The following is a 13,483-nucleotide window of genomic DNA, read 5'->3' on the forward strand; positions in this document are numbered from 1 at the left end:
CCCGGCGAGGAGGATGCCGCAGCGGTAGTGTGGTGGGCCCTGACGACAGCGAGGATCGGTTGCCGCCATGACGGACCTGCTCCCCCTGGCGGCACTGTCCGCCGCGGCCCTCACCGAGGGCGTCAGATTCCTCTACGACCAGGCGGGCGAGCTGCTCAGAGCCCGCCGTGAACGCCGCGCGGAGCAGTCCGCCGCGGACACTCCCGCCGTCGTCGCCGAGCCGGCCGTCCTGCCCGCGGCCGACCCCGCCGCCGTGGAGCGGTTCTCCGGGGAACTGCGCGCGCTGCGCGCCGATCTGCACGAAGTCGCCTCCGGAGTCGACGAGATCGACCCGGCGGACGAGGCGCTGGTCCGGCGCGTCGACGCCCTGCGCCGCGTCCTGGAGGCCGTGTACGGCATCGCCGTGACGTTCGACGGGGAGACGGGACCGCAGGACGTGCCGCGCACCCACGGACGGATCGACGTCGACGCCGTCGCCGGCTACGTCGCGGCCGTCCGGGCCGACCGGCCCTCCGGGTGGATCAAGGGTGACGTCCGGGCCGGGCGGGTCGAGGCGGGCGGCGAGGCGATCGGCGTCGACCTCCGCGACCAGCGATGACGGCCCCGGCCACGGGCGTCGGCGGCAGCGGTCCCGGGCTGCACTTCCAGGACCTGATCACGGACCGGGCCACGGCGTTCGTACCGCGCCCCTGGCTGGCCGGCGACATCGAGCGGTGCCTGTCGGACGCCACCACACGCGTCGTCCTCGTCACGGGCGAACCGGGGGCGGGCAAGACCAGCCTGCTCGCCGGCCTGGCCCGCGCTCACCCCGAGTGGCAGCACTACTTCATCCGCAAGGACAGCCGGACCGCGCTCGCCGGCAGCGACCTCCAATCGTTCCTGCTCACCATCGGTCACCAACTGGCGGGCTCCCGGCCAGAGTTGTTCGAGCCGCAGCGTCTGGAGGTCACCGTCGACCAGCGCATCGGGACGGTGGAGGCGGGAGCCAGGGCGGTCGGCATCCGCATCGACGACCTGCGTGCCTCCCCGTTCCACCGGACCGCGTCCCTGCGCGTCCAGCAGGACGTCCTGCGGGTGTCGGGCAGCGCCCTCGGCGTCGAGATCGGGACCGCGACCGTGGAGCCGCGCCTGCTCGAACCGGCGGTCCTCGCCCACCTCGCGCTGATCGGTCCCGCGCAGGTGCTGCTGTCCGACGCGCCGGACGAGCGGATCGTGCTCCTCGTCGACGCCCTCGACGAGGGCGCCCACGAACCCGGTGCGACCCTGCTGGACTTTCTTGCCACGGGCCCGCAACTCCCGGCGAACGTACGGGTCGTCGTCACCTCACGCCCGCACGCCGCGCTCGACCGGCTCCGCTCCGCCCGCGGCGCGAGTCTCGCCGAGATCACCATCGACCCGTCGTCGCCGCAGGTACGGGACGACCTGCTCACCTACGCCGACCAGGAACTGACTCCGGAGACGGTCGCCAAGGCGCTGCGCGCGAACGGACGCGACCCGGTGGAGTTCGCCCGCGCACTCGTCCGGCGGGCTAGCGGCAACTTCCTTTATGTGGCGATGTACCTGCGGGCCCTGCACCAGGCGATCGACGAGGACGACGCACCGCTCACCACCCGCCTGACCAGCGCCGACGCCGTTCCGGACGGCCTCCGCGGCCTCTACGCGTTCTTCGTCGAGACCGCGCGCACGGACCTCGAACGCCTCGGCATGCTCGACATCAGCGACCCCCTGAGCCCCACCGACCTGGTCACCCCTGCCTGGGAGGGAGCCGCCCAGCCCCTCCTCGGCGTCCTGACCGTCGCGCGCGAGCCACTGACTCCCGAACAACTGCGCACGCTGGCCGGGATCCGGGTCTGGCCGCGGGCCGTTCTCTCGGTGCTGGGCCGGATCCGATGGCTGCTGTCCGTCCGGAAGGGCCGGTACGCCTTCTACCACCCGTCCGTCGCCCAGTTCCTGACGGACCCCCAGGTCGCCCGTGAGCACCCCGGCTGGGGCGTCGCCGAGCAGGAGTGGCACGAGCGCATCGTGCGCCACTACCGTGCCGGGGCCCCGTCCTGGACGGATGTCGACTGGCCGGCCGTGGACCGGTACGGCCTGGCCCACCTCGCCCACCACCTCGTACAGTGCCGGCCCGCGATCGCCGCCGAGGCGCCGGACCTGGTGTGCCCGGGGCTGCGCCTGGCCGGCCGGGCCGCGTTCGGCTCCGACCGGTACTTCGCCAGGGTCGTCGAGACAGCCGCCGACCACCTGCTCGACGCCGCTCCCACACCGTCCGACACCCCGACGGTGCTCTTCCTGGCCACCGTACGACGCCAGTTGCGGCGGGCTTCATCCATGGCGGCGCCCGCCGTGTACGGCCTGCTGGCCCGGCTCGGCCGGGTCGACGAGGCCCTGACGCGGCTCAGCGCGCTGGCACCGTCAGGGCAGCAGGTGGCCGCCCTGCTCGAGGTGCACCGCCACACCGCGCATCCGGTGCGCCGGGCGGCCGTGCGCGAACGGCTGGGCGAGGCCGCGTCCGTGGCGCCGCTCGACCGCCACGGCCTGGCGCGGCCTTTCGTGGAGGAGGCGGCACGCAGGCTCGCTCCCCACGACCTGCGGCTGGCCCTTCACCTCTGGGAGCGGGCCCAGCACGAGGCCTGGAAACCGTCTCCGCCCGACGACGTGCTGCGGGCCGCGGCCGACGAGGCCGACCACGGCGACGCCATCGAACTCGTGGCGCAGATGAGCTCCGGGCGTTGTGGCGCCTACCTCGACCTCGCGGACCGGGCCCACGGCGGTGACCGGGACGAGCTGCTGGCGTGGACCGGGCGCGCCCTGCGCCACGCCGCCCCAGCGGAACGGCTGACGTCCCTCGTACGCCTCGCCGGCACCCTGCGGGCCGCGCGACCCGAGCACGCGGACCACCTCGCCGAGCAGGCGCGGCGCGAACTGGCCGAATCCTGGCCCGGGGAGGACGGCGCGCTCGCCCAGGCGGTGGCCGAGGCGGCCGAACACGCCGCGGGACCGTACCCGGCGCTGTCGCGAGAGCTGCTGCGCCGTCTGGACACCGTGGAGGTGACGGGCCTCGTCGACGACGCCTTCTTGCACGGCGCACGCGTCTGGGCGGCCCTCGGCGACATCCCCGCCGCGCACCGGCTGATCGACCGCGTCCTGCGCTTCGGCAACGGCGTCTGGTACGCCAAGAAGGCCGCGAAGGTACTCGCCGCCTTCGACGGCGAGGCGGCGACGGCAGTGATCGACGCCGCCTGCGCCCGGTTTCCCCCCGAGCCGTCGTCGCGGGACATGATCACCCGGCTGCACCACGACGGGAACCTGGAGACGCTCGCCGAGGCACTGGCCGACCGCGCCCCGGAGCGGGCCGTTGCCTACGCCCGCGCGATCGCCACCACCGCATGGCAGCCGCTCTCCAAGGACCGCTACTCGGCCCTCGCCCTCGTCGCCCACCGACGCGCCGACACAGGCGACCTCGCCATGGCCCGCTCGATCCTGGACGAAGCCCTGCACGCCGCCGAAGAGGTACCGCCCGTGGCCGACCCGCCGCTGTGGGGCTTCTACCACCTGGCGGGGGAAGGGGGCGCCGCTGCCCGGGGGAACGCCGTCAGTGACCCCGTGGCCGAGATCCCCATGGTGATGAACCACACCAACGACTGGCAGCGGCTGGTCGAACAGCGTTTCCACAGCGATCCGTCGGACGTCCTGCGCGCCATGACGCCCAGCACCTGGTCCGTCGGCCACCCGTACTCCTGGGCCCGCACGATCCGCTGCTTCGCCGAGGCCGTCGCCGTACGGGACCTGGACCGCGCCCGCACGCTCGTGCACGCCCTGACCGATCCCGGCGAGCGGGTCGTCGGACTCGCCGGGCTCTTCGGGATCGCCGCCGCCGGAGCGGACCGGGCGGCGGCCGACCGGCTGTGGGCCGAATTCGGACAGGCGTACGCCGCGATACCCCGGTACGAGTGGAACCTGCCGCAGCAGCAGGACGGGCCACTGGCCTATGTGCGCCCCGACCACCGCAGCAGATTCGAGGCCGCGGTGCGGCTTCTGCCGTGGGAGGCCGACCCGGCCATGGCCTTCCTCGGCGCCGACGGCACTCCGTACCTGCTGTCCATGTTCCACTTCGCCTTCGGCGCCGACGCCTCCCGCCGCTACGCGTTCGACGTGCTCAACGGCCGGCAGCCCTACCCGCCGTTCGCCCACACGCACCGCTCCCTGCTCCGGATGCCCCTGGACGTCCACGGGCCGCTGCTCACCGGTGTGCTGCTCGCCCCGGCCCTCGTCAACGAGCGCCTCGCGACCGCGTCCGGCGCGCCCCCGGCCGTCGAGTCCCCGCCGGTCCTGGAGGACGAGCTCTACGCGGCCTACGTGGACATGGCTCTCCTCGGCCCGGAGGCCGGCGCCGCACGGGTGCGGCCGCTGCTGGACTCGCCGAGGCTTCCGGCCGCGGCGGCACTGGTGGCCCGCTCGGCCGAGATCCACGGTGCGGCCCATCCGGCCGTGGCCGCGCTGTGTGCCGACGTCATGGCCGCGGCGGAGCGGGCCGAACCCGCCCAGCACGTGGTGACGTTGCTGCAACTGGCCCGGTCCCCGGCCACGGCCGGCCTGGTCGACGCGGAGGACCTGCTGGAGCGGACGCTCGCCCTCTCCGCCGATCCCTGGGAACGCGTGGAGCGCGACGAAGCGCTGCGCGAGCTGTTCGCCATCCTCCTCGGCAGGTCTCCCGGGACCGCGCTGCGGCTGCTGTACGACCGGACCGCGGAGGCCTGGGCCATGGTGACGGCGATGCTGGAGAACGCCGTCGTCCCGCTCCTCGACGCCCTGGGACCGGACGCTCCGCTGCTGCTCCACCGGGCCCTGCGGCGTGCCGTGGCCTGCGTGTCGGCGCGGGGCCGCACGGACGTGCCGTCGATCGACGGTGTCCGTACGGCCCTCGGCGACTGACCGGGTCGGGCGGTCAGTGTGCGGGTGCCTCGGTGACGGCCACCTCCCCGATGCTCCGCTCGATCTCCTCCGGCCGGGACGCCGACGCCCGGGCCCAGTAGTAGATCGCCAGGGAGAACACCGTGATGACCGCGATGTCCCACCACAGTCCGATGTGTCCCTGGCCGCCGAAGCCGCCCTGCCAGGAGATGACGCCCATGCCCAGCAGGTAGACCGGCAGCCACTGCGCGGGCCGCCAGTCGAGCCGGGGCGCGTCGGGCAGGCCCTTGCGGGTGGCGTACCAGGCGTATCCGCCGAGCAGGACGTAGCCGAGGACGATGGCCACACCGAGCCGCCACAGGGTGTCCCAGGTCGACCAGTAGATGATGAGGTTGGCCACGACGAACGACAGCGGGGAGACGACGTTCCCGCCGGGCAGCCGGTAGGGCCGCTCGCGGTGCGGCAGCCGGTCGGCGAAGACGCCGTACGCCAGCGGGGCGCCCGCGTACATCAGCACGCTCGCCGAGGTGATGAAGCCGACCAGCTGCTGCCAGCTCGGGAACGGCAGGAAGCAGACCACGCCGGTCACGAAGGAGATGATCAGCCCGAACCACGGCACGCCCCGCGCGTCGGTGCGCGTGAAGATCTTCGGCGCGTAGCCGTTGCGGGCCAGACCGTAGGAGACGCGGGAGGTGGCGGTGGTGTAGATCAGGCCGGTGCCGCCCGGGGAGACGACCGCGTCCAGGTAGAGCACCACGCTCAGCCAGCCCAGCCCCAGCAGGGTGGCCAGTCCCGCCCAAGGGCCGCTGATACCGGGGTAGTCGAGCTTGGTCCAGCCGTGCGCGAAGGAGGCCAGTGGCAGGGCGGCGATGAAGACGATCTGGAGCAGGACGTAGATCCCGGCTCCGATGGCGACCGAGCCGAGCGTCGCGCGGGGCAGGTCACGGGCCGGGTCGCGGCTCTCGCCCGCCAGCTGGATCGCCTGCTCGAAGCCCAGCAGGGCGAAGATGATGCCGCTGGAGCTGACGGCGCTCAGCACGCCGTGGGCGCCGAACGGGGCGAAGCCGTGCTCGGTGAAGTTGCCCGGGTGGAAGTTGCCCGCCGCGATGATGAAGATCGCGGCCAGCGGCACGGCCACCTTCCACCAGGTGGCGGCGCTGTTGGTGTGCGCCAGGAGCCGCACACCGAGGAAGTTGATCACGACGAACACGGCCATGAGGACCACGGCGACGACGAACCCGCTCGTCGTCAGCGTCCCGTCCTTGGCGTGCTGGAAGCCCTGCGCCCAGTGCCAGTGCCCGGCGTAGCCGATCATGGCCTCGACCTCGATCGGTGCCACGGTCGCCGCCTGGAGCCAGGAGAACCAGCCGAAGGACATGCCGGCCAGTCCGCCGAACGCGTAGTGCGGATACCGCGCCGTGCCGCCCGCGACCGGGAACATGCCGCCGAGTTCCGCGTGCACCAGGGCCAGCAGCACGATCCCTACCGCGCCGATCAGCCACGACAGGATCGCCGCGGGGCCGGCCGCCACGACCGCCTTCTCGGCTCCGTACAGCCACCCGGAGCCGATGATGGAACCGACCGACGCCCACATGAGCCCGATCAGTCCGACGTCCCGGCGCAGTCCGCCCGGACCCCCTTTTACCCCCGCTGCTGCCTGGTCGACGCTCACCATGAATCAAGGGGCCTCTCATAAAAGAACTCGGTGAGTTCTGCGAGCAAGAGGCCTCAGATTAGGAATCGGTCAACCGGCGGCAGAAGGCGCGTTGTGCAGCCTTGACCGGGCGCGGGCATTTCCTGGAAAGCGCTTCAGGAATTCTGTACGCGGTGATGAGGAAGTCGTGGGATCTCGATCGCCGGGCAGCGGTCCATCACCATCTCCAGGCCCGCGGCACGGGTCCGGTCGTACGCCGCCTCGTCGATGACGCCGAGCTGGAACCACACCGCCTTCGCGCCCTTCGCGACCGCCTCGTCCGCCACCGCTCCGGCGAGGTCGCTGTTCACGAACACGTCCACGACGTCCACGTCGAAGGGGATGTCCGTGAGACTGGCGTACCCCTGCTCGCCGTGCACCGTCTCCGCCTTCGGATGCACGGGCACGACGCGCTTGCCGTAGCGCTGGAGCACCTCGGCCACGCCGTAGGCCGCGCGCCGCTGGTTCGACGACAGGCCCACCACGGCCCAGGTGTCGCCGAGCTCGGTGAGGATCCTGCGGACCGTTGCCTCGTCGCCGTACACCGGTGGCCTCCTGGAGAGTCGCGGAAGAACTGTTGTCCCTACAACGGCGTACGGTGCCCGGTGATTCCCCCGCGCCCTGCGTGATAGCTTGCCGAGGCCAGTCGAACCCATGTACGTGGGTCAGGGAATCCGGTGCGAATCCGGAACTGACGCGCAGCGGTGAGGGGGACGGGCGGGGCCTCGGCCACTGGACGGCGCGTGTGACGTCCGGGAAGGCGCTCCGCACCGGACGAACCCGAGTCCGAAGACCTGCTGGCGGCCCCCGCGGCCGTACGCGGCGGGGGAGCACCGTACGACCGGGCTCCGCGATCGAGCCCTCGACGACTGAGGACTGGTTTCCGTGCCCCTCGCCCCACCCGCCCGTGCCGCCGTCCTGCTCGCGGCCGGCTCCCTGCTCCTGGCCGGCTGCGGCGACCCGCCGGCCACCACGACGAAAGCCGCGGTCACGCTCGACAACTGCGGCCACGAGGTGCGCGTCGAGGCCCCGCCGAAGCACGCCGTCTCCCTCAACCAGGGCACCACCGAGATCCTGCTCTCGCTCGGCCTCGCCGACCGTCTCGCGGGTACCGCCACCTGGACCGACCCCGTGATGAAGGGGCTGGCGAAGGCCAACGCGAAGGTGCCGCGCATCGCCGACGACAACCCGTCCTTCGAACGGGTCCTGGACACCGGCCCCGACTTCGTCGCGGCGTCCTTCGTCTCCACCCTCGGCCGGGGCGGCGTCGCCACCCGCGAGCAGTTCGAGAAGCTCGGCGTACCCACGTACGTCTCCCCGTCGGACTGCGCCGGCAAGGACAACTCCGGCGACGGGGACGGCGCGCGCGACAAGGCGCTGGGCATCGACACCGTCTACGGCGAAGTGCGCGACCTGGCCACCGTGTTCGGGGTGCCGGAACGGGGCGACAAGCTCGTGGCCTCCCTCCAGCGGCGCATGGCGAAGGCCACGCGGGACGTCCACGCCTCCGACGTCACGCTCCTGTACTGGTTCGCCAACTCCGAGTCGCCCTACATGGCGGGCTGTTGCGGAGCGCCCGGCATCATCACCCGGGCCCTCGGCGTGAAGAACGTCTTCGACGACACGCACGAGGAGTGGCCCCAGATCAACTGGGAGACGGTCGCCGAACGCGACCCCGACGTCCTCGTCATCGGCGACCTCACCCGCACGTCGCAGACCGCCGAGTCGGCCGCGAAGAAGATCGCCTTCCTGGAGTCCAACCCGGTCACCAGGAACATGGACGCGGTCAGGCACAAGCGGTACGTGCTGCTCAGCGGGCAGGCCATGAACCCGACCATCCGCACGGTCGAGGGCGTGGAACAGGTCGCCGCCAAACTGCGCGACTTCGGGCTCGTGAAGTGACCGTCCGCGGGCTCGGGTTCGGTGCCGCGGGGGTCCTGCTGCTGGCCGCCTCCCTTGCCCTGGCCATCACCGTCGGCCCGGCCGACATCCGGATCGCGGACGTCTGGTCCGCCGTCGCGGCCCACCTCGGGCTCGGCAGCTCGGACCTGACGCCGATCCGCGACGGCATCGTCTGGCAGCTGCGGCTGCCGCGCACCCTGCTCGCGGCCGTGTGCGGGGCCGGACTGGCCGTCTGCGGGGCGGTGATGCAGTCGCTGCTGCGCAACCCGCTCGCCGACCCGTTCGTGCTCGGGGTGTCCTCCGGCGCCTCCACCGGCGCGGTCGTGGTCGTCGTCCTGGGCGTGGGCGGCGGCGCCGTCTCGGTGCCCGCGGGAGCTTTCCTCGGCGCCCTGGTGTCCTTCGCGCTGGTGCTGCTGCTCAGCCACACCCTCGGCGGCACCACCGACCGGGTCGTCCTCGCGGGCGTCGCCGCCATGCAGCTCTTCTCCGCGCTCACCTCGTTCGTCGTGATGACGGCCGCCGACGCCGAGACGACCCGGGGCGTGCTGTTCTGGCTCCTCGGCTCGCTCGGCGGGGCGGGCTGGACCGACGTGTGGCTGTGCCTGGCCGTCCTGGCCGTGGCGTTGGTGGTGTGCCTGTCGTACGCCCGTACCCTCGACGCCTTCGCCTTCGGGCAGGACGCGGCGGCAGCGCTCGGGGTGTCCGTGGCCCGCACCCGCCTGGTGCTGCTGTGCGTCACGGCCCTGCTCACGGCCGCGCTGGTCAGCTCGGCCGGGGCGATCGGCTTCGTCGGACTGGTCCTGCCGCACGCCGCGCGGGCCCTGGCCGGTCCCGGGCACGCCCGGCTGCTTCCGGTCACGGCCCTCGCCGGAGCGGTGTTCCTGGTGTGGGTGGACACGCTCGCCCGTACGGTGCTGGATCCTCAGGAGGTGCCGGTGGGAGTCGTGACGTCGCTGATCGGGGTGCCGGCGTTCGTGGTGGTGCTGTACCGGACGCGGAGGGTGCGGTGAGCGGGGCGGGCGCGGCGAAGAGCGGTGCCGGGCTGCGGGCCGACCGGGTCGGTCGCCGTGCCGACGGGCGTCTCCTCCTCGACGGTGTCGTCCTCGCGCCCGAGACCGGCTCCACCGTCGGAGTCCTCGGCCCGAACGGCTCCGGCAAGTCCACGCTGCTGCGGCTGCTGGCGGGGCTGCTCACGCCGACCGCCGGAGTCGTCACCCTCGACGGCACGCCGCTGGGCGACCTGCCCCGCCGCACCGTCGCCCGCCGCATCGCCGTGGTCGAGCAGCAGGCCGACACACAGGTCGAGTTGACGGTGGTGGACGTCGTACGGCTGGGCCGCGTGCCGCACCGCCGTGCCTGGACGCCCGGCTCGGTGGACGACGAACGGGCCGTGCGCGAGGCCCTGGAGCACGCCGGCCTCGCCGACCGCGCCGACCAGCCCTGGCACACCCTCTCGGGCGGCGAACGCCAGCGGGTGCAGATCGCCCGCGCGCTCGCCCAGGAACCCCGCGAACTCCTCCTGGACGAGCCGACGAACCACCTCGACATCCACCACCAGCTCGACCTGCTCGCCCTGGTCACCGGCCTCCCGGTCACCACCGTCGTCGCCCTGCACGACCTCAACCTCGCGGCGATGTACTGCGACGAGGTCGTCGTCCTGAGCGCCGGGCGGGTCGTGGCGGGTGGCCCTCCCGGCGATGTCCTGACCGAGGAACTCATCGCCGAGGTGTACGGCGTAAAGGCCGCCGTCACCCGTGACGGCCCCGAGCAGCGGCCGCATGTGCGGTTCCTGGGAACGGTGGGCTGAGGGGCCGGTCGGGCTGGGCGGTAGGCGGACTGAGTGGACGAATCACGCCACGGTGGTTCGAGCGGTCCGGGTGACGGGCGGTTGGGCGGCGGACGGCTGGGCGGCGGACGGTTCGAGCGGTTCGGGTGACGGACGGCCGGGCGGCGGACGGCTGGGCGGTGCGCGGCCGGTGCGTTGTGGGCGGGGCGTTCGCGTCACGGTGGCCCGACCGGCCGGGGTGTCATCGGCCGGGCGCTTCTGGGCGTGGTGGTCGGGTTCGGTGGGTGGGTCGTCGGTGGGGGTGGCTTGCGCCGTGGTGGCCTGGCCTGGCGGGTGGGTTGTGGGTGGGCGGCTTCCGGTGTGGTGGTCGGGTTCGGTGGGTGCCTCGCCGGTGGCCTGGTCCGGCGGGCCTTTCGTTGGTGGGCGGTTTCGGGCAGCGTGTCCGACGGACCGGCGCGCCGGTCGTGGGGCGATTCCCGCCTCGGTGACCTGGTCCGTCCGGCGCGCCATTGGTGGGGTGTTCCCGCCACGGTGGCCGGAAAAAGCCGCACATGCCTGCGTGGGCCCGCCCACCCGGCCTACGCTCGCCTCGTGCTGCGCATCATCGACGCCCGGACCGGCGAGCCGGTCGAAGCCGCCCCGGCCCGCCGGGGCCTGACCCGTGTCGAAGTGCACGCGCCCGGCTCCGATCTGACCGATCTGCGGGTGCTGCTCGTGGCGGACCTGCTCGTGCGGGCGCTGGAGCTCGGCGGCACACCGGTGTGGGCCCTGCTGACCGGTGGGCGCCGCCGGGCCGAGCTGCGCGCGGACGCCACGGCCCTCGGCATCCGCCCCTTCGAGGACAGCCCCGACGTCAGCGCCGGACTCGGCGAGGCCCAGGTCGTCCATGTCGCCGCCGACGGCGGGGCGGCCCCTGACGGGGTGCGGATCGCTGTCGCGCCTGTCGAGACGACCGGACCGGCCACGTCGGTCGGCGCGTCGGTGGGATCGGACCTGCCGCTGAGCGAGTCGGCGATGCGCGAGTCGGTGACGTCGGGCCCGCCGGCCGGTGAGCCGGCGGAGTCGGCGGACTCGGACCCGTCGAGCGGCCGGTCGGTGGGACCAGGACCACTGGGCGGTGTCGAACCCACCGTCCTGCGCCTCGCCCTGTTCACCCGGCACCACAACGCCCCCGTCCGGCTGGGGGCCGACGTCCTCCGCGAGGCCGAGGCCACCCTCGTCCGGTGGCGCGGTGCGGTCGCCCGTTGGGCCCGGCGGCCCTCCCGGCCCGTGCCCGACGACGTGCGCGGGCGGTTGCGCGACGCCTGGGACGACGATCTGGACGTGCCCCGGGTGCTGGACGTGCTGCGGGACGTGGAGAACGAGCCGGACCTGCCGGACGGCGCCCGGTTCGAGACGTACGCCTACGCCGACCGGCTCCTCGGCCTCGAACTCACCCGCGACCTGGGAGCCCCGTCGTGATGGAGCGTGCCGGAGCCGGCCCGCTGCGCCGCCTGGTCGTGTTGCGGCACGCCAAGTCCGCCTGGCCTCTTGACGTCGCCGACCACGAGCGCCCGCTGGCCCCGCGCGGCCGCCGCGACGCCCCGGCGGCCGGGCGGGCCCTGGCCGAGGCCGACTGCCTGCCCGACCTCGCGCTGTGCTCCACCGCCGTACGCGCCCGCCGGACCTGGGAACTGGCCGCCGCCGAGTGGGGCACGCCCCCGCCGGTCCGGTTCGACCGGCGCCTGTACGCCGCGAGTCCCGCCGGTCTGCTGGCCGTCGTGCACGAGGTGTCCGCCGAGGTGGAGACACTGCTGCTGATCGGGCACAACCCGGGCCTGGAGGAACTCGTCCTGGCGCTCGCCGGTGACGGCCTCGACGACACGCTGGAGCGGGTCCGCACCAAGTTCCCGACGTCGGCCGTCGCCGTCCTGTCCTGGTACGGCACGTGCTGGCGGACCCTCACCCCGGGCACCGCGCTGCTCACCTCCATGACCGTGCCGCGGGGCGAGAAGAAGTAGCCACGGGCCGGTCCGGCCCGTCCCCGGGACCGCGCATAGGGTGGCCGGATGCAGGACGAATACCGCACGGTCGCCCGCGCCGGCGTGCACGAGACCGAGGTCAACCGCTCCCGCTTCCTGTGCGCCCTCGCCCCGGCGGCCACCGAACAGGAGGCGCAGGACTTCATCGCCACGGTCCGCAAGGAGCACGCCGACGCGTCCCACAACTGCTGGGCCTACGTCATCGGCGCCGACGCCTCCGTCCAGAAGGCGAGCGACGACGGCGAACCCGGCGGCACCGCCGGCGTCCCCATGCTCCAGATGCTGCTGCGCCGCGACATGCGGTACGTCGTCGCCGTCGTCACGCGCTACTTCGGCGGGGTCAAGCTCGGCGCGGGCGGACTCATCCGGGCGTATGGCGGGGCGGTCGGCGCGGCCCTGGACACCCTCGGCACGCGCACACGCCGCCGGTTCCGGCTGGCCACGGTCACCGTCGACCACCAGCGGGCCGGCAAGCTGGAGAACGACCTGCGGACCATGGGGCGCGAGGTGCGGGACGTCCGCTACGGGGAGGCGGTCACGATCGAGATCGCCCTCCCGGACGCCGATGTGGAGGCCTTCCGGGCGTGGCTCGCCGACGCGACCGCCGGAACGGCCGGCTTCGAACCGGGCGGGGAGGCGTACGGCGACGCCTGACGCACGGTCGGCCTCGCGCACGCCACTCGGCAGCCGGCCCGGCGGGTGCCGGACCGGCTGCCGCGGACGGTGGCTAGCGGCCGGTGTCGGTGACTGCGGGTTCCTCTACGCTGGCGGGCTTCTCCGCACCGGTGGGTTCCTCCGGGCTGGCGGGCTTCCCCACGCCTGCGGGTTCCTCCGAGCTGGGGGGCCTTTCCGCGTCGGCGGGCTTCTCCACGCCGGCGGGTTACTCCGCGCCGGTGGGTTCCTCCGGGCTGGCGGGCTTCCCCACGCCTGCGGGCTTCTCCCCGCCGGTGAGGCCTCGGCCGCCCTCGGCGCCCGCGCCCGCCGTTTCTGCGCTCGCGGGGACGCGGCCCAGCCGGATGGCGAGCAGTGCCGTGCCGACGGCGAGTGCCGCGAGGACGTAGGCGGTGAGGTCGAAGGCGTCCGCGAAGTCCGCCAGTGGAACGCCTCGGCCCGGAGCGGCGCGAGGCACTCGCCGAGTTGCTGCGCGAACTGCTCGACGACGTGCAG

Annotated in this window: 11 protein-coding genes and 1 riboswitch; of the genes, 8 read left to right on the forward strand and 3 right to left on the reverse strand. The window is 73.6% G+C overall.

Going from position 1 to position 13,483, the window contains the following annotated elements; genetic code table 11:
* Positions 1-67 precede the first annotated feature (67 nt).
* Both ACIBL4_RS30015 and ACIBL4_RS30020 read left to right on the forward strand, forming a co-directional pair.
* Positions 68-598, forward strand: coding sequence for a hypothetical protein (locus tag ACIBL4_RS30015; protein WP_399414920.1), 531 nt, complete (start codon positions 68-70; stop codon positions 596-598).
* Complete coding sequence (locus ACIBL4_RS30020; RefSeq protein ID WP_399414921.1) at positions 595-4,935, forward strand: hypothetical protein; 4,341 nt, start codon at positions 595-597, stop codon at positions 4,933-4,935. Before ACIBL4_RS30015 ends, ACIBL4_RS30020 begins: the two co-directional genes overlap by 4 nt.
* A 13-nt stretch (positions 4,936-4,948) precedes the next feature.
* Here the strand turns inward: ACIBL4_RS30020 and ACIBL4_RS30025 are convergent, their stop codons facing one another.
* Entirely contained in the window at positions 4,949-6,589 is a 1,641-nt protein-coding gene (locus ACIBL4_RS30025; RefSeq protein ID WP_399414922.1) for an APC family permease, read from the reverse strand.
* A 134-nt stretch (positions 6,590-6,723) separates the two neighbouring features.
* On the reverse strand, positions 6,724-7,152 hold the full coding sequence (locus ACIBL4_RS30030) for a CoA-binding protein (RefSeq protein WP_399414923.1): 429 nt from the start codon (positions 7,150-7,152) through the stop codon (positions 6,724-6,726).
* An 81-nt stretch (positions 7,153-7,233) separates the two neighbouring features.
* A riboswitch (cobalamin riboswitch) is annotated at positions 7,234-7,424 on the forward strand.
* Positions 7,425-7,492: 68 nt separating this feature from the next.
* Between ACIBL4_RS30030 and ACIBL4_RS30035 the strand changes: the two genes are divergently transcribed.
* From ACIBL4_RS30035 to ACIBL4_RS30060, 6 genes are all read left to right on the forward strand, one after another.
* A complete protein-coding gene (locus ACIBL4_RS30035; protein WP_399414924.1) occupies positions 7,493-8,509 on the forward strand; it encodes an ABC transporter substrate-binding protein in 1,017 nt (338 codons plus the stop codon).
* Positions 8,506-9,519 (forward strand): FecCD family ABC transporter permease, encoded by a 1,014-nt coding sequence (locus tag ACIBL4_RS30040; protein ID WP_399414925.1) that lies wholly within the window; start codon positions 8,506-8,508, stop codon positions 9,517-9,519. The genes ACIBL4_RS30035 and ACIBL4_RS30040 overlap by 4 nt, the downstream gene beginning before the upstream one ends.
* Positions 9,516-10,316, forward strand: a complete 801-nt coding sequence (locus ACIBL4_RS30045; RefSeq protein WP_399414926.1) for an ABC transporter ATP-binding protein — start codon at positions 9,516-9,518, stop codon at positions 10,314-10,316. The genes ACIBL4_RS30040 and ACIBL4_RS30045 overlap by 4 nt, the downstream gene beginning before the upstream one ends.
* Before the next feature lie 570 nt (positions 10,317-10,886).
* A complete protein-coding gene (locus tag ACIBL4_RS30050) occupies positions 10,887-11,756 on the forward strand; it encodes a hypothetical protein (RefSeq protein WP_399414927.1) in 870 nt (289 codons plus the stop codon).
* The gene (locus ACIBL4_RS30055) at positions 11,753-12,295 is read left to right on the forward strand and encodes a SixA phosphatase family protein (protein ID WP_399414928.1); all 543 of its coding nucleotides are present in this window, start codon (positions 11,753-11,755) and stop codon (positions 12,293-12,295) included. Before ACIBL4_RS30050 ends, ACIBL4_RS30055 begins: the two co-directional genes overlap by 4 nt.
* Positions 12,296-12,343: 48 nt before the next feature.
* Entirely contained in the window at positions 12,344-12,970 is a 627-nt protein-coding gene (locus ACIBL4_RS30060; RefSeq protein ID WP_399414929.1) for a YigZ family protein, read from the forward strand.
* A 226-nt stretch (positions 12,971-13,196) separates the two neighbouring features.
* Here the strand turns inward: ACIBL4_RS30060 and ACIBL4_RS30065 are convergent, their stop codons facing one another.
* Positions 13,197-13,445, reverse strand: coding sequence for a hypothetical protein (locus ACIBL4_RS30065; protein WP_399414930.1), 249 nt, complete (start codon positions 13,443-13,445; stop codon positions 13,197-13,199).
* Positions 13,446-13,483: the final 38 nt, after the last annotated feature.

The sequence above is a fragment of the Streptomyces sp. NPDC050416 genome (assembly GCF_044458845.1).
Lineage (GTDB): Bacteria > Actinomycetota > Actinomycetes > Streptomycetales > Streptomycetaceae > Streptomyces.